Origin of the sequence: Arthrobacter sp. ATA002, from assembly GCF_026898095.1 — a bacterium.
Classification (GTDB): domain Bacteria; phylum Actinomycetota; class Actinomycetes; order Actinomycetales; family Micrococcaceae; genus Arthrobacter_B.
Window position 1 is genome coordinate 2,889,815 of sequence record NZ_CP114015.1, and the last position, 20,459, is coordinate 2,910,273.

Annotated in this window: 12 protein-coding genes, 3 tRNA genes and 4 pseudogenes; 3 read left to right on the plus strand and 16 right to left on the minus strand. The window is 64.7% G+C overall.

From position 1 onward, the window contains the following. Positions 1 to 59 precede the first annotated feature (59 nt). The 5 genes and pseudogenes from OL239_RS14300 to rpsB form a co-directional block, all read right to left on the minus strand. Positions 60 to 946: pseudogene (locus OL239_RS14300) on the minus strand (phosphatidate cytidylyltransferase). Positions 947 to 1,020: 74 nt separating this feature from the next. Beyond that, positions 1,021 to 1,578, minus strand: a complete 558-nt coding sequence (frr, locus tag OL239_RS14305) for a ribosome recycling factor (RefSeq protein WP_268909467.1) — start codon at positions 1,576 to 1,578, stop codon at positions 1,021 to 1,023. A 302-nt stretch (positions 1,579 to 1,880) separates the two neighbouring features. Beyond that, positions 1,881 to 2,612 carry a UMP kinase gene (gene pyrH, locus OL239_RS14310; RefSeq protein WP_268909468.1) on the minus strand — a complete coding sequence of 244 codons (732 nt, stop codon included), beginning with the start codon at positions 2,610 to 2,612 and terminating at the stop codon, positions 1,881 to 1,883. Positions 2,613 to 2,764: 152 nt separating this feature from the next. Then, positions 2,765 to 3,604: a translation elongation factor Ts gene (tsf, locus tag OL239_RS14315; protein WP_268909469.1), complete on the minus strand. Its 840-nt coding sequence runs from the start codon at positions 3,602 to 3,604 to the stop codon at positions 2,765 to 2,767. 132 nt (positions 3,605 to 3,736) lie between these two features. Then, positions 3,737 to 4,609, minus strand: coding sequence for a 30S ribosomal protein S2 (gene rpsB, locus OL239_RS14320; protein WP_268909470.1), 873 nt, complete (start codon positions 4,607 to 4,609; stop codon positions 3,737 to 3,739). 430 nt (positions 4,610 to 5,039) lie between these two features. On the opposite strand from rpsB, the gene OL239_RS14325 reads away from it, so the two are divergent. Beyond that, positions 5,040 to 5,660, plus strand: a complete 621-nt coding sequence (locus OL239_RS14325; protein WP_268909471.1) for a M23 family metallopeptidase — start codon at positions 5,040 to 5,042, stop codon at positions 5,658 to 5,660. A 155-nt stretch (positions 5,661 to 5,815) separates the two neighbouring features. Here the strand turns inward: OL239_RS14325 and OL239_RS14330 are convergent. The 8 genes and pseudogenes from OL239_RS14330 to OL239_RS14365 all read right to left on the minus strand — a co-directional run bounded on the left by OL239_RS14330 (position 5,816) and on the right by OL239_RS14365 (position 12,836). Further along, positions 5,816 to 6,999 (minus strand): annotated as a pseudogene (locus OL239_RS14330) (acyl-CoA dehydrogenase family protein). Between the two features lie 228 nt (positions 7,000 to 7,227). Beyond that, a tRNA-Ile gene (locus tag OL239_RS14335) sits at positions 7,228 to 7,301 on the minus strand. Between the two features lie 98 nt (positions 7,302 to 7,399). Continuing rightward, positions 7,400 to 8,596: a glycosyltransferase gene (locus OL239_RS14340; protein ID WP_268909472.1), complete on the minus strand. Its 1,197-nt coding sequence runs from the start codon at positions 8,594 to 8,596 to the stop codon at positions 7,400 to 7,402. Then, on the minus strand, positions 8,547 to 9,533 hold the full coding sequence (locus tag OL239_RS14345; RefSeq protein WP_268909473.1) for a DMT family transporter: 987 nt from the start codon (positions 9,531 to 9,533) through the stop codon (positions 8,547 to 8,549). The genes OL239_RS14340 and OL239_RS14345 overlap by 50 nt, the downstream gene beginning before the upstream one ends. After that, positions 9,533 to 10,153 (minus strand): CDP-alcohol phosphatidyltransferase family protein, encoded by a 621-nt coding sequence (locus OL239_RS14350; RefSeq protein WP_329609240.1) that lies wholly within the window; start codon positions 10,151 to 10,153, stop codon positions 9,533 to 9,535. Before OL239_RS14350 ends, OL239_RS14345 begins: the two co-directional genes overlap by 1 nt. A 30-nt stretch (positions 10,154 to 10,183) precedes the next feature. Further along, positions 10,184 to 10,981: a phage holin family protein gene (locus OL239_RS14355; protein WP_268909474.1), complete on the minus strand. Its 798-nt coding sequence runs from the start codon at positions 10,979 to 10,981 to the stop codon at positions 10,184 to 10,186. Positions 10,982 to 11,079: 98 nt separating this feature from the next. Next, a complete protein-coding gene (locus OL239_RS14360; RefSeq protein ID WP_268909475.1) occupies positions 11,080 to 12,516 on the minus strand; it encodes a sugar porter family MFS transporter in 1,437 nt (478 codons plus the stop codon). 247 nt (positions 12,517 to 12,763) lie between these two features. Beyond that, positions 12,764 to 12,836, minus strand: a tRNA-Asn gene (locus OL239_RS14365). Positions 12,837 to 13,045: 209 nt separating this feature from the next. Here OL239_RS14365 and OL239_RS14370 point away from each other — a divergent pair. Both OL239_RS14370 and OL239_RS19670 read left to right on the plus strand, forming a co-directional pair. Next, positions 13,046 to 13,987, plus strand: a pseudogene (locus OL239_RS14370) (endo-1,4-beta-xylanase); the annotation flags it as partial. Positions 13,988 to 14,091: 104 nt separating this feature from the next. Then, positions 14,092 to 14,238, plus strand: coding sequence for a hypothetical protein (locus OL239_RS19670; RefSeq protein WP_329609417.1), 147 nt, complete (start codon positions 14,092 to 14,094; stop codon positions 14,236 to 14,238). Positions 14,239 to 14,315: 77 nt separating this feature from the next. Here the strand turns inward: OL239_RS19670 and OL239_RS14375 are convergent. The 3 genes and pseudogenes from OL239_RS14375 to OL239_RS14385 form a co-directional block, all read right to left on the minus strand. Then, positions 14,316 to 14,388, minus strand: a tRNA-Asn gene (locus OL239_RS14375). 84 nt (positions 14,389 to 14,472) lie between these two features. Next, a pseudogene (dnaG, locus tag OL239_RS14380) lies at positions 14,473 to 16,457 on the minus strand (DNA primase). 142 nt (positions 16,458 to 16,599) lie between these two features. Beyond that, a complete protein-coding gene (locus tag OL239_RS14385) occupies positions 16,600 to 20,310 on the minus strand; it encodes a thioester domain-containing protein (RefSeq protein WP_268909476.1) in 3,711 nt (1,236 codons plus the stop codon). Between the last annotated feature and the right edge of the window lie 149 nt (positions 20,311 to 20,459).

Sequence of the window (20,459 nt, forward strand, 5' to 3'; positions counted from 1 at the left end):
CGAGACTGTTTGGAAAATCTGTGAATATCCTACGTTGCCGCCTGCCGGGTCTTGTCGGGCTACGCTCCCGTGAGCAAAACCGACAGCATGAACACCACGGGTGAGGCGAAGACCACCGAGTCCAGGCGGTCCATGATGCCGCCGTGTCCGGGCAGCAGGTTGGACATGTCTTTTACGCCAAGCTCCCGCTTGATCATGGACTCGGAGAAATCTCCGGCCGTTGCCGCGGCCACCGTGGCGACCGCCAGCACGAGGCCAAACCACCACGGCTGGTCCAGGAAGAAGAGTGCCGCCACGACTCCCACGACTGTGGCGCCGGCTGCCGAACCGGCAAACCCTCCCAGGATTTCTTCGGGCTGATTTTCGGTGCCATGGGATGCTTCCCGAAGATGGCACCGACCAGGTAGCCGAAGGTGTCGTTGGACACCACCAGCAGGAGCAGCACGGCGACGCCGATCTGGCCGTCGGGTTCGCCCAGGAGCAGCATGGCGAAGCTCAGCAGGAACGGAACCCACAGGACCACGAAGATGCCCGCAAAGATGCTGCGGACGGCATCCTCGGCCGTGTCGATGGCCCGCCACAGCAGGATCGCCACCACCGTTGCCACGAGGGCGAAGGCCAGCGACTCGCTGCCCCCGAAATACGCGGCAAACGGCAGCGCCACGGTACCGGCAAGAACCGGAACCATGGGTACCTTGATCCCGCGCACCTCCAGGGCCCGGCTGACTTCCCATACGCCCACGGCAGCAAAGACCGTGGCAATCGCCACGATGGCAAACGGGAAAAACAGCAGGCCGGCCAGGAGCGAGCCCAGCAGGACGACGCCGACGCCGATGGCTGCCGGCAGATTCCGTCCAGCCTTCGAGGGCTTGGCCGGGGCCTTCTGCTTCGATGGCCTGGGATTCTTGGACGTCCGGGCGTTCCCGGCTCCGTCGGTGGCACTCATGTCCGTGGCCTTTGCTGCCGGATCAGTCTCAAGGGACGCACCGCCAGCCTTGCTGGGAGGCTGGTCGTTCGTCATCAGACCTCTAGCAGCTCGGCTTCCTTGCGCTTGAGCAGATCGTCAATGGCCTCGGTGTGGGCCTTGGTCTGCGCGTCGAGGTCCTTTTCGGCGCGGGCGCCGTCGTCCTCGCCGATTTCCCCGTCCTTGACGAGGCGGTCCAGGGCGTCCTTCGCCTTGCGGCGGATGTTGCGGACCGAGACTTTGGCGTCCTCGCCCTTTGTCTTGACGATCTTGACGTATTCCTTGCGGCGGTCCTGCGTCAGCTCGGGCATGATCACACGGATAACCTTGCCGTCGTTGGACGGATTCGCGCCCACCTCGGAGTCACTCAGCGCCCGCTCGATGGCCCGCAGGGCGGACACATCGTAGGGGGTGATCAGCAGGGTGCGTGCATCCGGCGTGCCGAAGGACGCGAGCTGCTGCAGCTGGGTGGGCGTGCCGTAGTAATCCACCAGGACCTTGGAGAACAGTGCCGGGGTGGCGCGGCCGGTGCGGATGGTCGAGAAGTCCTCTTTGGCTACTTCCACCGCCTTGTCCATTTTGTCGGCGGCTTCGGCCAGGGTTTCTTCGATCATGGTGTCTCCTAACACGCAAAAATATCCACGCTGACGGTGGCTGGGCTCTCTTATTCATCCTAAGCCAAAAGGGTCAGGGTTCCCTGCACCGAGCCTGCGAGGTGGAGGGCAGACCCTCTTGGCGCAAAAGGGTCTTAGGTTCCCTGCACCGAGCCTGCGAGGTGGAGGGGCCGGGCCTGCGAGGTGGAGGGGCTGGGCCTGCGGGGCCTGGAACGGCGGCAACGATATTCCCTCGGCCGCGGACGGCCTCCGGAATAATAAAGCCGCCTTCCTCCAGGCCCCTACAGCCCTTGCCGTACAGGCTAGTTCGAAACGACGGTGCCGATTTTCTCGCCGCGGATGGCGCGGGTGACGTTGCCTTCGCCTTCCATGCCGAAGACCACCATGTTGAGGTCGTTGTCCTTGCACATGGTCATGGCGGTCTGGTCCATGACGCGGATGTCCTGGCGCAGGGCGTCGTCGTAGGTCAGGGTTTCCAGCCGTACGGCGGAGGGATCCTTGTTCGGATCGGCGGTGTAGACGCCGTCCACGCCGCTCTTGGCCATCAGGACCTCGTCGGCATGCACCTCAAGGGCACGCTGGGCAGCGACGGTGTCGGTGGAGAAGTACGGCAGGCCGGCGCCGGCGCCGAAGATGACCACGCGGCCCTTTTCCAGGTGGCGGATGGCGCGGCGCGGAATGTACGCCTCGGCTACCTGCCCCATGGTGATCGCACTCTGGACACGGGTCTCCACACCGGCCTGCTCCAGGAAGTCCTGCAGTGCCAGGCAGTTCATGACCGTTCCCAGCATGCCCATGTAGTCCGCACGTGAGCGGTCCATGCCGCTGGTGGAGAGCTCGGCGCCGCGGAAGAAGTTTCCACCGCCCACGACGATGGCGACTTCCACTTCACCAACAGTGGCGGCGATCTGCTTGGCGACGGCGCGGACGGTGTCGGGATCCACGCCGAGCTTGCCTCCACCGAAGACCTCGCCGGAGAGCTTGAGCAGAACGCGGCGTCGCGTCAAATCGGTGTCTTTCAGGACGTGGGCCATGGGTGCCTCCCGGGCATAGGAAATGTGCTGGTACTTAGGTTAGAGAGGGGTTTTGGGCAGACAAAGTTTTGGGCAGACAAAAGGGGCGGCCACCTTGGTGACTGCCCCTTTTGTTCATGATGACGTGTCCGTCAGGTCCAGTGCCTTGTGGGCTAGGCGCCTACGCGGAAACGGGCGAAGCCGGACGGTGCGGTACCGGCCTCTTCAAGCACCTTTGCCACGGTCTTCTTGGCGTCCTTGGCGAACGGCTGGTCCAGCAGGACGATTTCCTTGAAGAAACCGGTCAGGCGGCCTTCGACGATCTTGTTCAGCGCGGCTTCAGGCTTGCCCTCGGCGCGTGCGGTTTCGTCAGCGATGCGGCGTTCGTTCTCCACGGTCTCGGCGGGAACTTCTTCACGCGTCAGGTAAGTGGGAGCGTAAGCGGCGGTGTGCACGGCAATGTCGTGCGCAGCGGTCTTGGCTTCGTCGCTGTCGCTGTCCACAGCGAACAGAACGCCAACCTGGGCGGGCAGGTCCTTGGAGGTCTTGTGCAGGTAGGCATCAACGGTCTTGCCTTCGATGCGTGCCACGCGGCGGACAACAACCTTCTCGCCGAGGATTGCGCCTTCTTCAACAACAACCTCGGACAGCGGCTTGCCATCCACGTCGTAGGCGAGCAGCGTCTCGGCGTCGGCAGCGGCGGACTCAACCGCAGCGGCCAGAACCTTGTCGGCCAGTTCGATGAACTTGGCGGACTTGGCGACGAAGTCGGTCTCGCAGTTGAGTTCGATCATGACGCCCACGGTTCCGTCGATGACCTTGGCAGCAACCAGACCTTCGGCAGTGGAGCGGCCTTCACGCTTGGTAGCGCCCTTCAGGCCCTTGATGCGGATAAGCTCCATGGCCTTCTCAGCGTCGCCGTTGGCCTCGTCGAGAGCCTTCTTCACATCCATCATGCCGGCGCCTGTGCGCTCGCGCAGAGCCTTGATATCAGCAGCGGTGTAATTCGCCATTTGGACTCCAGTCCTCCCGTTGTAAGTTTTGGTGAGCTTCCGCCAGCGCGGCTGGCCGGAAAGTTCCGGCCAGCCGCGCTGGCAGATACTCAGCCGGGGTGATGGATCACCCCGGCCAAGGAAATTCGATCTTTACTTCTCGACGACGTCGGCTGCGGTAGCGTCCACAACGGCGTCAACGCCGGTTGCTTCAGCGGCCGGAGCCGCTTCTTCTGCCGGAGCGGCTTCAGCGGCGGGGGCAGCCGCGCCTTCGAGGAGCTCGCGCTCCCACTCAGCCAGCGGTTCAGCCGGAGCTTCAGTGTTGCCGGACTTGTTGTGGCGGGCGATGAGGCCCTCGGCAACGGCGTCGGCGATCACGCGGGTCAGCAGGTTGACGGAGCGGATGGCGTCGTCGTTACCCGGGATCGGGAAGTCGACGTCGTCGGGATCGCAGTTGCTGTCCAGGATGGCCACAACGGGGATATTCAGCTTCTTGGCCTCGTCGATGGCGAGGTGTTCCTTCTGGGTGTCCACGATCCAGACCACGGACGGAGCCTTGGTCAGGTTGCGGATGCCGCCGAGGTTGGTCTGCAGCTTGGTGAGCTCGCGCTTGAGCAGCAGCAGTTCCTTCTTGGTGTGGCCGGAACCGGCAACGTCGTCGAAGTCGATTTCTTCGAGTTCCTTCAAACGCGAGATGCGCTTGGCAACAGTCTGGAAGTTGGTGAGCATACCGCCGAGCCAACGCTGGTTCACGTACGGCTGGCCAACACGCGTGGCCTGCTCGGCGATGGCTTCCTGGGCCTGCTTCTTGGTACCGACAAACAGTACGGTTCCGCCGTGGGCAACGGTGGCCTTCACGAACTCGTAGGCACGGTCGATGTAGGACAGCGACTGCTGCAGGTCAATGATGTAGATGCCGTTGCGCTCGGTGAAGATGAAGCGCTTCATCTTCGGGTTCCAGCGACGGGTCTGGTGTCCAAAGTGGACGCCGCTGTCGAGCAGCTGGCGCATTGTAACGACGGGCATGTCGTCACTCCTTCCGGCAGCAGTAGGCGTGCTGGTGCACAATGATCCTGCTGCCAATTGACGGTTTATAGCTGTACGCCCGGGCGGGCGAAGCTCCTGGCACCCATCAGCTGATCTTCAGCATGCCTCTCCTGCCGGCTTACCGGACCGATGGAAAGGCACCCGCGGAAATTCCTGGGGAATAACCGGGATAATTGGGGCGCGCGTAGTCAGAATTCCGTGCCGGATTCCGCTCTGTTTTCGGTGAAACCAAGGCGGCATCTTCCCTGCGGGCAGGGAACATGGCACAGCAAACTGCTTCGTCAACTATACACCAGCCCGCCGGCGCATTTGTCCTCCCCAGCTCCGCTTCGGGCTCCCGCCGGTTCAGGCTGTCCACAGCCGGGGCCAGGGGCCGTACAGCCCGGGAAAAATCGCAGAGACTGCAGGCATGTTCCTTTCCCCTCTTGGCCGGCCCCGCCGCCCGCGGCCGACGACTCCGCATCTCGCCCGGGCGCTGCGCCGGCGACGTCGCGGACCCTTGGCGATGTCCGGGCTGTTGGCAGCCATGCTCCTAGCCGTGACCGTCCCCGCAGCGGGCTGGGAGCAGGGGGTCTCCGGAGGTCCGGCAAACGTCAGCACTTATGAACCGGCGTGGAGTTGGCCGCTCTCCCCCGTACCCGCGGTTGTCCGTCCCTTTGAGGCTCCGCCGCAACGGTGGCTCGCCGGACACCGGGGCGTGGATCTGGCGGCACCGCCCGGAGTCCCGGTGCTGAGCCCGGCCGCCGGCACCGTGACCTTCACCGGCTGGGTGGTGAACCGTCCGGTCCTCACAGTGGATCTGGGCGACGGCCTGCTCGCCAGCTTTGAACCGGTGGTTGCCGAAAAATCGGCCGGCGAGCCGGTGGCTGAAGGCGAGGTTCTGGGCCGGCTTGCCGATCCGGCGTCCGCGGCCCCCGGCCACTGCGCCGCGTCCTGCCTGCACTGGGGGGTTCGCCTCAACCGGGAATACGTGAATCCGCTTAAGTACGTTACGGACCGGAGGCCGTCGGTGCTGTTACCGCTGCGGTGAAACCGCGTCCGGAAGCCACGGATTCCGGACAGAAAAACAGGCGTGGCCGGCCCCGCGGGGGCGACCACACCTGTTCATCGCTTGTCTTCAGCACTCTGGATCCAGCGCTCCTGCACCGGGTAACTGGTGCAGCTGCCCGGTGCAGGCGAAAGGTCCTAGACGAAGGCGGCAACGCCGGTGATGGCGCGGCCGGTGACTAGGGTGTTGATCTCATAGGTGCCCTCGTAGGAATAGATGGCTTCGGCGTCGGCGAAGATCTTGGCCATGCCGTAATCGGTGACAATCCCGTTGCCGCCGAGGATGCTGCGGCCCATGGCCACGGACTCGCGCATGCGGGCTGTGGTGAAAGCCTTGGCCAGCGCGGACTGCTCGTCCTTGGCTTTGCCGAGGTCCTCGAGCTGGGCCAGGCGGACCATCATGCCCAGGGAGCTGACCGTGTTGCCCAAAATCTGGACCAGCTGTTCCTGGATGAGCTGGAAGGACGCCAGCGGCTTGCCGAACTGCTGGCGTTCCACGGCGTACTTGCGGGCGACGTCGAAGGCTGCCATCTGCTGTCCTACGGCCTGCCAGGCGACGGAGAGCCGGGTGACCTTGAGGACCTTGTTCGTGTCCTTGAAGCTGTTGGCGCCCTTGAGGTGGAAGTCGTCGCTGACCACCACGTTGTCCAGAACAATGTCGGCGTTCTGCACGGTGCGCAGGGCGATCTTGTTTTCGATCTTGGTGGCGCTGTAGCCCTTGGTCTTGGTGTCAACCAGGAAGCCCTTCACCTGATTGTCGGCCACGTCGCGGGCGTAGATGACGACCCAGTCGGAGAACGTGGCGTTGCCGATCCAGCGCTTCTCTCCGTTGAGGATCCAGTTGTCGCCGTCGCGGCGTGCGGTGGTCCGGGTGCCGCCGGCCACGTCCGACCCGCCGAGCGGTTCGGTCAGGCCAAAGGCGCCGATCTTTTTCATGGAATAGATATCCGGCAGCCAGGCCGCCTTCTGCTCCTCGGAGGCCAGGGCTTCGATCGAGCCGGTGAACAGTCCGTCATGAACGCCCAGGAATGTGGCAAACGAGGTGTCCGCCCGGGTGAATTCGGCGTGGCACAGACCGGCGAACAGGTTGGTGTGGCCCTGCCGGTAGACCGGGCTCATCACATCGAGTTCGGCAATTTTGGGAATCATGTGGTGCGGGAACTCCCCGCGTTCCACCAGTCCGTGGCGTGCGGGGTAACTTCGGCCTTCAACCATGCCCGGACCTCATGGAGCCGGTCCCGTTCTTTGTCCGAGAGCAGGTCCTCGAATGCGTAGAAGTCGCCGTCCGCGTACGGAAGATTGTCGACGTCGATAGTTGCCATGGAGATATCCTTCGTTGCTGATCATCGATGATCCGGGACTGTGAATCCGGTCTCACCTATGTTACCCACCGGTAATATGATCCACAACACGGACATCCTCAGGCTTCCGGCCGCCGGATGAGCCCGCCGTGGGCCCGCTTCGGGCAAAAGAAAACACCCCGGTCCGAAGACCGGGGTGTATCTGTGTCGCGACTCATCCGGAAACGATGTCTCGACTCATCACAAACGTAGGGCTGGTGGGGCTTGAACCCACGACCCACGGATTATGAGTCCGCTGCTCTGACCAGCTGAGCTACAGCCCCCAGCACCCCGAAGGGACTGGCTGCCCGCGAGGGCAATAGAAACATCCTAGTGGCTCGCGCGGCCGGGGAGCCAATTGCCCCGCGGCCGCACGAACAGGCTAGATGGCCCCCTGGGTCACCGGCCGCCCGTAGTACAGGTCCTCGAACGTGGACAGGGTCGCATCCAGGCTGTGCCGCTCCACCATGGACCGGCTGTGGGCGCCCATTCGTTCCCGTTCCGCCGGATCCAGTTCCAGGATCCCGGTCAGCCGTTCGCTGAGCTCGTCGCTGTTGCCCGGGGTGAAGAGGTAGCCGTTGCGGCCCGCCTCCACCAGATGCGGCAGGGCCATGGCGTCGGCCAGGAGCACCGGGGTGGAGGCGGACATGGCTTCGAGTGTCACCAGGGACTGCAGTTCGGCGGTTCCCGGCATGACAAACACATCAGCGCGCTGGTAGGCCCGGCGCAGCTCCCCGTCGGACACCAGTCCGCGGAACACCACACGGTCTTCCAGGCCCAGCCGCTTGACCTGCGCCTGCAGGGCGGGCTTAACTTCGCCGCCGCCCACGATCTCGGCGCAAACGTTCAGGTGCGCGGGAGTCTTGGCCACGGCGTCGATCATCACATCCACGTGCTTTTCCTCGGCCAGCCGGCCCACGAACAGGACGGTGGGGTGTTCGTTCCGCTCGACGGTCTCCCCTTCCTCCAGCTCGTACACCGAAGCGTCGATGCCGTTGGACAGGGGCAGGACGTCCGGCAGGAAGGCGTGGGCGTGCATGGCCTTGGCCGCCAGCGGCGTGGGGGTGGTGACAACGGCGGCGCGGCCCATAACCTTGCCCATGTCCTTCCACGAGTTCTTGGCGACGATGTTCTTGAACCACCGGGGAAACGGGAGGAACGGATCCAGGTTCGCCGGCATGAAGTGGTTCGTTGCGATGACCCGGATGCCGCGCTTTTCCGCCTCGTAGAGGGTGTACTCCCCCACCATGTAGTGGCACTGGATGTGTACGACGTCGGGCTGGACCCGGTCGAAGAGGAGGCTGATTTCCTTCTTGATCTGCCAGGGCAGGCAGATGCGCCAGTATTCGTGGGTGGGCACGCCGTGGGACCGCAGGCGGTGAACCGGCCAGTCGCCGTCGAGATCGGAGCGGCTGCCGCCGTCGACGTCGTTGGGCGCCAGGACGTGCACGTCGTGGCCCCGTCCGTTCAAACCCTTGGCCAGCCGGTAGCCGAACTGGGCCGCTCCGTTCAGGTGCGGAGGATAGGTGTCACAGGCAATGAGGATCGTCAGCGGTTTGTCGGCCGTTGCGTCGGTCAAAGGGAGCCCCTCTTTGGTCTTTTCCAGTTTTCGCGGCGGCCTGCTTTTGCCGGTGCCGTGCCTCTGCTCGCCGCTGGATCACATCCGGATGATAACGGGAGAGCGCGAACACCCCCACGATAGCAATCAAAGCTGCAACCCCCATGGCAACTGCAGCCACTGCCGGCACGTTGGGCTGCAGCTCGTTCAGAACCCCAATGCCGATGGCGATACCCACCATGGGATCGATCACGGTAAGCCCCGCGATCACCAGATCCGGCGGGCCGCTGGAGTAGGCGCTTTGCACGAACCAGGCCCCCAGCCCGCCCGCCACGGCGATGCCGACGACGGTGTACCAGGGGACGTTGAGCAGGAACCGGCCGTTCGGGTTGAGCAGGTCGGCGGTGATGACCTTGGTCAGGACGGCCACGAATCCGAAGAGGACGCCGGCCCCCACGATGAAGCCAATGGCGCCGATCCTGCGCCCGAACAGGGCATTGAGTGTGCCGAAGAACACCACCGCCACCGCCAGAAGCAGGACGATGGTCAGCTCCTGGGCCGGCTGGACTTCCCCGGTGTCACGCGTAACGCCGACGGCGAGGGAGACAAACAGCGCACTGCCCATGACGCAGGCCACAATGGAGACGATGGTGACGCGGTTCATCCGCAGGCCCTGGTCGCGGGAATTGACCACCGTGGTGATCACCAGCGCAATGGATCCGATGGGCTGCACCACGGTCAGCGGGGCCAGGGTGAGCGCCGTGACGTTGAGCGCCATCCCGACCCCCAGCAGCAGCAGTCCCAGCAGCCACCGGGGATTGCGCAGCAACCGGCCCAGCTGGGAGGACTGCAGTTCCAGACCGCCGGTGTCGGCCTTGACCGCGCTCCCCTGGCGCTGGGCGCCGAAAGCCAGGAAGACTGCGCTGGCCAAAGCGCAGGCGATGGCTACGCCGACCATCAGCCGTTCCCGGCCGCACTGCGTTCCCTGGCGTACTTATGCCACGCCGCCCGCAGATACCCGGCCGCTGCGTAGATGTGGCCCACACAGCCCAACAGCAGGACGGCGTTTCCCGTGGCGGACAGCCAGTCATAGTCAAAGCCGGGAACCCGCTGCAGCAGCAGGAGCGGGGCTCCCAGCAGCAGCAGCGCCGTCCGGATCTTGCCGGCGTTGCTGACCGGCAGATCGGGGCTGCCGTGGAAGAGCACCAGGGCGTTGACTATCAGGATGGCGTCGGGAATCACGATCGACAGAACCAGCCAGGCCGGGGCGATCCCCTGCACCACGAAGGTGGATGCCACGACAATCAGGGCGAGGCGGTCCGCCACGGGGTCCAGCCACTGGCCCACCTTGGACACCTGGTTCAGCCGGCGGGCCAGGTAGCCGTCCACCCAGTCCGTGGAGCCAACCACCACCAGGGTGATGAATGCGGGCCCGTACTTTTCGCCGGCGACGAAGTAGACGAAAAGCGGTACTCCCAGAAAACGAAGGACCGTGATCACGTTGGGAACGGTCCAGAACGTGTCCGTGACCGTCGTTTCGCGGCCCGGGCGTGTTCCTGCACCGATCAACCTGATCACGGCCCACCTCCCCTATCAGTAATGACGGGACTATTTGGCGGAAAGCCTGCGGATCATCAGAGCCATGGCCAGCAGCGAAGCCGCCATGACCGTCAGTGGCTGCCACCGCTCCCGGATAAGCACCATGATGTCGTCGGCTGGTGACGCCCCGCTGCCCTGGTCCGAAGCGTTTGCATCGGGGGTGCGGTGCTGGGCGGCCCGCCGGGCCTTAAGCTCCCGGATCTGCGCCTTGACGTCAACCTTCTCACCGAGGCCGTCGCGGACGGCGGCCATGTGCTCGCGCCGCTGTCGGGCACGGGTACGCAGCTCTTCGGGCGACGCCTGGGCGGGGCCGTCCTCAGCCTGCTCCTTCTTCTTCTTTTCCTGGTCCTTGTCCTTGGGTTCCTTCGGCTTCTTCTCCAGCGTTGCCGGGTCGAAGCTGCGGCCTTCCTTCAGGACACCCAGGTCGTAGCGCAGGCCGTAGATGGCTTCCTCGGGCAGGAGCGGCAGGGTCTTCTTGAAGCGGTTGATACCGATCAGTGCCCCCACTGCGGCGATCACCAGGAACAACAGGGCCACCAGCAGAGCGGCGAGCCAATCCGGCATGATCGTTCCCAGGCCAAGGATTGCGGCGACGATCAGCGCAACCGCCAGGGCCGCGGCGAAAAGCAGCGCAACGACGACGAACGCCGCAGCCACCCCGGCTTTGACGCCCTTTTGCTTCATTTCGGCGGTGGCGAGGGCGAATTCGTCATTCAACTGGCGGGGGGTCAGCCGGGCCATCACCTTCGCCAGCCCCACCAGTGACGAACTCCCTGCAGTCCTTCGTGTGCTAGCGGAGCGATTCATGCGCCCTGCCTCCGTCTCCTGATTAATCTTCGCCGTTGCCATTACCCAAAATTACCATTCTCCTCAGCTTTCACACTGTGAACAGGCTTTCCTCCACCCTACGGGGCGCCGAGGCCTTCCCTGTCCTCCAGCGCGCGCCCCGAGAATTCGGGGAGTTTGTTCTTGACGAACCAGAAGGACAGGACGGAGAAGATCGTGAAGATGGCGTACATGATCCATACGCCGAAGTTGTCGCTGACCCACGGGAACGCGAGGGTGACGATGAAATTGAAGATCCAGTTGACCATGGCGCCCAGTCCGAGAGCCAGGGAACGGATATTGTTCGGGAAGACCTCGCCCAGGGTGACCCACATCACCGGGCCCCAGGTGGCGGCGAAGAAGATGACAAAGAGGTTGGCGCCCACGAGGGCTACCGGACCCCAAATGCCGGGCAGCGCCACGTCGTCGCCAATGCCCTCAGCCTGCGAGAACGAAAGGGTTGCCATCAGCAGGCCCACGAACATGCCTGCGGAACCAATCATGAGCAGCTTGCGGCGGCCGATCCGGTCCACGAAGGCAATGGCCACGAGGGTCATCACGACGTTGATGATCGAGGTGATGACCGACGTCGTGAACGAATCGCTTTCGCTGAAACCCACCGACTGCCAGAGCGTAGTGGAGTAGTAGAAGATCGCGTTGATACCCACCAGCTGCTGGAAGGCGGCGATCGCCATGCCCACCCAGAGGATGGGCTGCAGGCCGAACTTCGGGCCGCGCAGATCCTTGAAAGTGGGCTGTTCGGTGTTGAAGCTCTCGCGGATCTGGCGGATCTTGAGGTCTGTGTCAGTCACTCCGGAAACATCCCGGAGCACCTTGGCCGCGTCCTCGTCACGGTCCTTGCGTACCAGGTACTGCGGCGACTCGGGGATGGTCAGTGCCAGGATGCCGTAGACCAGGGCCGGGAGCACGCCCACCAGGAGCATCCAGCGCCAGGCGGGCAGTCCCCACCACAATTCGCCCAGCGCGCTGCCGGCGGAATTCGCCAGGAACGCGTCGGACAGCAGGGCTGCGAAGATCCCCAGAGTGATTGCGAGCTGCTGGACGGAACCCAGCGCACCGCGCCATTTGTTGGGGGCAACTTCGGCGATGTACCCCGGAGCAATCACGGAGGCGGTTCCGATGGCAAGGCCGCCGACCAGGCGCCAGAACATCAGGTCCCATTCGCTAAACGCATAGGCGGAACCGATGGAGTTGACGGCAAAGAGGATGGCCGCACCGACCATGACCTTCTTGCGGCCCAGCCGGTCAGCCAGCTGGCCGGCGAACCACGCTCCCACGGCACAGCCCAGCAGGGTAATGGCGACGGTGAATCCCAGTACGCCGGGAGTAAGCGTGAATTCCTCACCGATGGCATCCACCGCACCGTTGATCACTGCGGTGTCAAAGCCGAACAGCAGACCGCCCACCGCGGCCGCCACGGTGACGGCAATCACCTTGAAAGGATGGGCCACCTTCTCTGATTCGCCCGGATTAGGCCTTGGCTGGCTCGCGCCCATGGAAGGTTCCTCTGTCTCTCGTCCGTAGTTGAAAAGTCCGCCCCAAACCTAGTAATCCTACGCATAACCCTAGGCACGACGCACGGTGGAGGGAACACGTGAGCCCGGACCAGGCGGGGCGGCGACGAAAGAAGGGGCGGGCTTTTTCCGAAGGAGCGGCCTTTTTCCGAACCGGGAGTGCCGGGCCAAAAGCCTGAACAAAAAAGGCTCCCCGGCCAGCATTTCTGCTGGCCGGGGAGCCTGTTTGCTCCTCCGACTGGACTTGAACCAGTAACCCTTCGATTAACAGTCGAATGCTCTGCCAATTGAGCTACGGAGGAAAGTGCGAGTTCTACTATACAGGGTTTTTGGGGCGGCCGTGCACGCCGCGGTGTGTCTTGCGACTCATGCCGCCGTGGCCCCGGCCCGGACACCGCTGACACCGGCCCGGACCGGTCAGCGCGGACGCCGACCGCACCGATGGCGCCCGGTACCCTTGGTCCACTTGGAGTACGGCCCGGCGCATGCCGGAAAGGATGAAGCGACAGCTATGGACGACGATGCCACACGAACGCCCGCCTTCCGCGATCCGCCGGGAGCCCTGCACCCCGCTCCGGAGCCGGCGGACGCCCCCGCCCTGAAGGATGTTCTGGGAGAGTTGGGCATCGGACATATAGGGGCGGCAATCGACGCGCGGGAAACCACCGGAGACGCGGCCGGCCTCGTCGGGAGGCACTTCAGTGCCTTTACCCCCGAGAATGCCGGAAAACCTGAGAGCATCCAGCCGGCCGAAGGACAGTTCACCTTTGACCGGCTGGATGAGTTGCTGGACTTTGCGGACAGGTACAGCTTGACGGTCTATGGGCACGTGCTGGTCTGGCATTCCCAAACCCCGGCATGGTTCTTCAGGGACGGCGACCGTGAGCTGACCGCCGGCCCTGCCGACCGGGCCCTGCTAAAAGCCCGCATGGAGGCCCATATCAAGGCCGTCGCGGATCATCTCGAGGCCCGTTATCCCAAGGGGGACAGCCCAATCTGGGCCTGGGATGTGGTCAATGAGACGGTTGCGGACGGCGCCACGGCCAACCCGCACAATATGCGGGACAGCCGGTGGTTCCAGGTGCTCGGCGAAGGTTATGTCGATTTGGCCTTTCACCTCGCCCGCCGGTACTTCCCGGCGGCGAAGCTGTTCATCAACGACTACAACACCGACCTGCCGCAGAAGCGCGGCGACTACCTGGAACTGATCGGCGCCCTTCAATCCAGGGGCGTGCCGGTCGACGGAGTGGGCCACCAGGTCCACACCGACGTCTCCCGCCCGGTTTACTGGCTCGAGGAGTCCATCGCGGCGGTGTCCGCGCTGGACCCGAACCTGCTCCAGGCGGTCACTGAACTCGACGTGAGCGCGTCCACCGTCAACCGGGGCGCGGACCTCGCCGGCCCCTCCACTGACTCCTACCGCCCGGCGTTCGAAAACGGTGCGGAGACGGCCGCTGCGGTCGGATACTACTACCGTGACTTGTTTGCCATGCTCCGCCGGAACAGCCGGGCCCTTGCATCAGTGACCTTTGGGGAGCAAGCAACGCCCGGAGCTGGCTGCGGACCTGGCCGGTCCGCCGTCCGTGGGAGCAGCCGCTGCCGTTCGATGCGGATCTGCGGCCCGCGCCGGCCTACTGGGGAATCGTGGACCCCTCGAGGCTGCCGGCCCGGCCAGGTGATGTGTCCGGAGTAAACGACTCATAAGCGCCTAACGGGGCAGAACAGCTCCAACAAAAATGAGGCCCGGACCGGTATTCGCCGGTCAGGGCCTCATCTGTTTGCTCCTCCGACTGGACTTGAACCAGTAACCCTTCGATTAACAGTCGAATGCTCTGCCAATTGAGCTACGGAGGAAAGCGCGTGTCCTACTCTACAGAGGTTTCGCGGGGAAGCGAAATCGGCGCCCGACACCGGTTTCCGCCTCTTCCGGCGGAGCGTCTACTGGTCGCCGCGAAGCGCCCGGCGCTGCATTTCCAGCTCCATCAGATCCCGGTTCAGCTGCTGGAAGAGCGCCGGGTCCGCGGTGGGATCCAGGCGCTGCAGCTGGCCGAGCTTCTCCGCCTTCAGATGGGTCACCTGCAGTTCGAACAGCCGGTTCAGGATGTCCCGGCAGTAGCGCCGCAGGGCATCGTCGTCGCGCGCATGCAGCGGAGTCACCGCCAGCTCGCTGACAAAGTCGCGCAGCGTGTCGGGCAGCTCCTGGCGGACCTGCTCCACCCACTGCGCCGGAGCCGTTCCGGCGTGGCCGGCGGCAATGATGGCATTGTGAACCGCCAGGTACGCCGGCACCGAAAAGCGGGCTGCCTTGAACCGCTCCCACTGCCCTTCATCGAGCAGGCCCGGCTGCTGCAGTGCCACCTCCAGTGCCTGGCGTTCCATGCGCGCGGCCGGGTCGCGGGGATCCGGCCGGGAAAACGCCGCCGGCTCCAGCGTGGGTTCGGGCACCTGCTGCTGGTAGCCGTTGTGCTGGATCTGCTGCTGACCCCGGCCATCGCGGGCGTCACGCTGGGAGCTGCGCCCGTCGTCGTGCGATGCCTGGCCGTGCGGGGCCTTGGCGGAGGACTGCTTGCCGGTGCCGCTGCCCTCGCGCAGCCGCTTGGCGGCACCGGCGACGGCGCGGGTCACGTCGTCGACGTCGGTCCCCAGCCAGCCCGCCAGCTCACGGGCGTAGGCCGGACGCATGGCCGGGTCGCGGATTTCGGCCACCACCGGGGCCGCCGCACGCAGGGCGGAGACGCGGCCCTCCACGGTGTTGAGATCGAACTTGCGCAGCGTGGAACGGATCGAGAACTCGAACAGCGGGCGGCGGGACCGAATCAGTTCGGCGACGGCGGTGTCGCCGTGTTTCTGCCGGATGTCGCACGGATCCATGCCCTCGGGATCGACAGCCACGTAGGTCTGGGCCGTGAACCGCTGGTCCAGGTCGAAGGCTTTCAGCGCAGCCTTCTGGCCCGCGGCGTCGCCGTCGAAGGTGAAGATGACCTCTCCCCGGTGCCGTCGTCGGAGAGCAGCCGGCGGGCAATCTTCACATGGTCCTCGCCGAAGGCGGTGCCGCAGGTCGCGACGGCGGTGGTGATCCCGGCGAGGTGGCAGGCCATAACATCGGTGTACCCCTCGACGACGACGATCTGCCGGTCCCTGGCGATGGTTCGCTTGGCCAGGTCGATGCCGTACAGCACCTGGGACTTCTTGTAGAGGGCAGTCTCCGGAGTGTTCAGGTACTTGGGGCCCTGGTCATCCTCGTACAGCTTGCGCGCACCGAACCCAATCACCGCGCCGGCAAGGTCGCGGATGGGCCAGATTAGCCGGCCGCGGAACCGGTCATAAAACCGTGAGGCATCGGAGCCGGTGGAGAACATGCCGGTGCCGGCCAGTTCCTCCCGGGTAACCCCCTTGCCCGTGAGGTGCTTGAGCAGAGAGTCCCAGCCCTGCGGGGCGTAGCCGACGCCGAAGTGGGCTGCGGCGGCCGGGTCGAAACCGCGCTCCTGCAGAAAATCCCGGGCCGCCTGCGCACCCGGGGTGTGCAGCTGGGCGGCGAAGAACTCCGCGGCAATTTTGTGCGCGTCGAGCAGCCGCTGGCGCTTACCGACGTCCTCGCGGCGCGGGCCGGTGCCGCCGTCCTCATAATGCAGTTCGTAGCCCAGCCGTGCTGCGAGCTTTTCCACCGTTTCGGAGAAGGTGCCGTGATCCATTTTCTGCACGAAGGAGATGACGTCGCCGCTCTCGCCGCAGCCGAAGCAGTGGTACGAACCGACCTGCGGCCGGACATGGAAGGACGGCGAGCGCTCGTCGTGGAACGGGCACAGGCCCTTGTAGGAGCCGATGCCGGCGGACTTCAGGGTTACGTAGCCGTCAATCACGGCCTTGATGTCGGTGCGGGAGCGTACTTCGTCAATATCTTCGCGTTTTATCAGACCGGCCATGCATCAAGTCTATTCTTCCCGGCCTAACCGCCTCCGTTGGCCGGCCCCGGCACGCCGATGCGGCAGTTCGCGGGAACCCCGCACAGAGAGGATCCCGCCCGGCCGTCGGCTGAGCGGGATCCTCTCGGACGATTACGCCCGTTTACTGCTCGTTGGAGCCGTTGTCCTCCGCACTGTTGGACCGTCGGCGGCTGGCAGCCATGGCGAGGCCGCCGATCAGGAGCAGTCCTGCTCCTGCGGAAAGGAAGCCGACGATCCCGGCGGCACCAGTGGACGGAAGCTCCGGCCGGGCCGGCTTCACCGGAGCCGGCTGCGGTTTCAGCGCCGGACCAGCCACCGGGCTGTAGGTGTTGGTCACGGTGGCCTCAGCCCCGCCGCCGGCAGGAATCAGGACCGGCTCCGGAAGCTCCGCCACCACGTTCACGGTGCTGGTTCCTCCGCCTGCCGGTTCCGTGACGGTGCATTCGGTGCCGGTCGGCAGGCCCCCAAACCCGGTACTCACATCAGTCCCGGTCCCGGCCGGAATGCTCACCGTTTCATCCAGGACCGAGCCGTCCGGTCCGCACCGGACCCGCAGGACAACCTCACCCTGTTGGCCCGCCGCTTCACCGGTGATGACCTTGGTGACCACCAACGCTCCGGGTGTGAATGAGTAGGTGTTGGTGACCGTGGCCGTGACGGTTTGGGCGCCGGCAACCGTGATCGGATCCGGCAGCTCCGTGACAACGGAAACCTCGGTGGTTGCACCGGTGGCCGGTTCGGTGACGGTGCATTCTGTACCCGTGGGCAGGTCCTCGAACGTGGTGGTGACGTTGTCCTGCGTTCCTGCCGGAATGGTCACCGTCTCGTTCAGCACCGATCCGTCCGGTCCGCAGAGGACCTGCAGGATCACTTCACCCTGCTGCCCGGCCGCTTCACCGGTAACGGCCTTGATGACCGCCAGGGTGCCCGGAGCGAAGGTGTATGTGTTGGTTACCGTCGCTTCCGATCCTCCCGCAGCGGGAATGGTCACGGGATCCGGCAGGACCGTGCTGACCAGGACCGTCTCCGTTGCACCGCTCGCGGATTCCGTGACCGTGCACTCAGTGCCGGCTGGAAGATCCTCGAAGGTGGCGGGCTCCGGAGCCGTGGTACCGGCCGGAATCGTCACTGTCTCATCCAGTACTGAGCCATCCGGCCCGCAGAGAACCTGCAGGACAATGTCTCCCTGCTGACCGGCTGCAGCCCCGTCGATAGTCTTGGTGACCGTCAGGCTGCCCGGTGCAAAGGTATACGTGTTGGTCAGCGTTGAAGTGACGGTGCTTCCGGCGAGAATCGTCACCGGATCAGGAAGCACCGTTTCCACCAGGACTGTCTCGGTGGCTCCGCTTTCCGGCTCCGTGACGTCGCAGGATGCTCCGGTGGGGATGTTGATGTACCGGCCGGAGCTCTGTCCGGTGGCTCCGGCCGGGGCCTGGAAGATCTCATCCAGCACGGTGGCGCCGTCCGAGATGCAGACCACCCTGACCTGTACCGTGTCCTGGTTGCCGGCAGCTTCCCCGGTGATCACCTTGGTGACCACCAGCGTTCCCGGCCGTTCCGTATAGGTATTGGTCACCGTTGCCGTTGCCGTTGTTCCTGCTGAAATGACCACGGCAGTGGGCAGGTCCACTGAAACCTCGATGGTCGCGGTCTCACCGGTGACGGGTTCTGTGACGGCGCAGGCGCTGCCCTCCGGAATTCCGTTGACAGTATTGGGGATCGAACCGGTGGCATTCGCCGGGATGGTGATGGCTTGTTCCAGCGTGGTGGCGCCGTCCAGGGTGCAGGTGACAACAATTTCTACGTCACTCTGACCGCCGGCTGAGACTCCCGCGATCGCCTTGGTAACTGTCAGCGATCCGGGATTCACCGCGTAGGTGTCGGTGACCACCACTTCCACGCCGTCTCCAGCCGGAATGGTGACGGTTCCCCCGGCGGGATCAATAACGGTGGTGACGCTGACGGCATCGTTTTCGCCGTCCGTGGTTTCCGTCACCGTGCAGCTGGTTCCCGCAGGCAGATTCTCGTATTCCTCGGTGGTTGGATCTACCGTTCCCGCGGGAATGATAATGGTATCGCTGAGCCCGGAGGTGCAGGTTACCGCCAGAACCACTTCGCCCTGGCGTCCGGCGCCGTCCCCGGCAATCTCCTTGCGGACCGCGAAGGTACCGGGCGTGAACTCATAAGTATCGGTGATGGTGGCTTCCACACTGCCGCCGGCGGGAACAGTAACTGTCCCCTCACCCGCAACGGTGACGCTGACCGCGTCCGTCTCACCGTTCACAGTTTCGGTCAGGATGCACTCGGTGCCTGCTGCAAGTCCGGGGAACTCCGAAACCTCCGGTTCCGTTTCACCGGCAGCAATAGTCACGGTGGTGTTCAGGACTGTAGCTCCGTCGGAGGTACAGATTACGGAAATCTGCACCTCGCCCTGGGCGCCGGCAGCCGTTCCGGTCACGATCTTGCGGACGGCCAGGGTTCCGGGGGTGAAGGTGTAGGTATCGGTGACGGTCGCCGTAACGGTGCTGCCCGCGGTAATGGTCTGGGGCCCCGGAAGGTCGGTCAGGACCGAGACGCTGGTGCTGGATCCGTTGGTTGGCTCAGTAATGGTGCAGGTGGTGCCAACCGGAATGTCAGCGAAAGTCTCCGACGTCACCGAACCGGTGGCGCCGGCGTCGACGGTGAAGGTGAACTGGTAGCCGCTGCCGCAGTCAACGCTGATGACCACTTCGCCCTGGCTTCCGGCGGCGGCCCCGGCAATGTTCTTAGTGACCTGGAGGGAACCGGTTTCGAAGAAGCTTGCGGACGCCGTAGCGTTCGCGCTGAGCTCTTGAGTAGCTGCCAGGATGAGCTTCTGCGCGGCGGTGACCCCCGAGGTGGCTCCGTCGTAGAGAAACACGTTCCCCGTGGGCACGGTCACCACGGCCCGCGCGGTGATGTTCGCCGGCCCGGTGCCGCCGGCATCGCTGCGCACCCAGACCTGCGTACCGCTGGGAACGGGATCGTCGCCGAGCGGATTGGTGCCTGCCGCATCAGAGTAAAGACTGAAGCCCTGATCCACCACAACCGTCACTTCGGCGGCGTCCTCCGCGGCCACCGTGTACGGACCGGCCACGCCGTCCACGGGCCCCTCGGCCGTTGCCGGGGTGATGGTGACGTTGGGAGCCGCCGGTTCGGGCAGGGTCCCGGCATTGGCTGTCGCATTCACGATGCCCGCGACTGTCGAGTAGAGCGGGCTCCGGGGGTTGACCACGTAGCCGTCGGTGAAGAACCAGATGGCCGCCTGCACAGCGGCGGCCTTCTGGTTGAGGTTGAGGCCGGTCGGCAAATTCGTGGTCGGGTAGTAGGTGTTCAGGATGCGCTCCACGTATCCGATGTTCGGGACGTTGGATTCATCCCAGGTGCCGTTCACGTACCCCAGGCCGACCTCAGTTTCGGTCCGCAGGTCAATGCAGTACATTTGGGCAGTGTTTTCACCCGTGACGTCCTCGGTGTTGATGATGCCGGCAAAGTCGACATTCTCGGTCACGTAGCCCTGAGGAATGGTTGTCGGATAGGACGCCACCGGCCAGGTGGCACCCACCGGCGGCAATGCCCCGGACACGGCCTGCCCTTCGCCCGTCGAGCTGATGACTATGTCCGTCACCTCGGAGATCAGGCCATTTCGCACCGGCGCATCGGGATCAAGGGTCGCGTTGGCCGGCACCCCCAGCGGAGCCGCCACCAGCAGCAGTGCCAGGAAAATCCCGGCCAGGAATCCGGACCGCGGGGGCCTGCGGCCGGTTCCGAAACGGTGACGGCGGCGAAACGCAGGAGACTGCTGGGCGCTCATGGGATTCCTCGAGTGGCTGGTCCGGCAGAGGTGCTCCTGCGGCCAGTGTTAACCGAAGGGGTTGTTGAGGCACCTCAGAGCCGAAACACTAACCACGGTCTCCAACCCGCCGCTAGAGTGCCTGGCCGTTTTCCTCCTGGCGAATCCGA

Excerpts from the sequence above, each read along its gene's own strand:
- OL239_RS14325 (WP_268909471.1), top strand. The coding sequence starts at position 5,040 with ATGTTCCTTTCCCCTCTTGGCCGGCCCCGCCGCCCGCGGCCGACGACT.
- rpsB (WP_268909470.1), bottom strand. The coding sequence starts at position 4,609 with ATGCCCGTCGTTACAATGCGCCAGCTGCTCGACAGCGGCGTCCACTTT.
- tsf (WP_268909469.1), bottom strand. The coding sequence starts at position 3,604 with ATGGCGAATTACACCGCTGCTGATATCAAGGCTCTGCGCGAGCGCACA.
- OL239_RS14355 (WP_268909474.1), bottom strand. The coding sequence starts at position 10,981 with ATGAATCGCTCCGCTAGCACACGAAGGACTGCAGGGAGTTCGTCACTG.
- pyrH (WP_268909468.1), bottom strand. The coding sequence starts at position 2,612 with ATGGCCCACGTCCTGAAAGACACCGATTTGACGCGACGCCGCGTTCTG.
- frr (WP_268909467.1), bottom strand. The coding sequence starts at position 1,578 with ATGATCGAAGAAACCCTGGCCGAAGCCGCCGACAAAATGGACAAGGCG.
- OL239_RS14345 (WP_268909473.1), bottom strand. The coding sequence starts at position 9,533 with ATGGTCGGCGTAGCCATCGCCTGCGCTTTGGCCAGCGCAGTCTTCCTG.
- OL239_RS14385 (WP_268909476.1), bottom strand. The coding sequence starts at position 20,310 with ATGAGCGCCCAGCAGTCTCCTGCGTTTCGCCGCCGTCACCGTTTCGGA.
- OL239_RS14360 (WP_268909475.1), bottom strand. The coding sequence starts at position 12,516 with ATGGGCGCGAGCCAGCCAAGGCCTAATCCGGGCGAATCAGAGAAGGTG.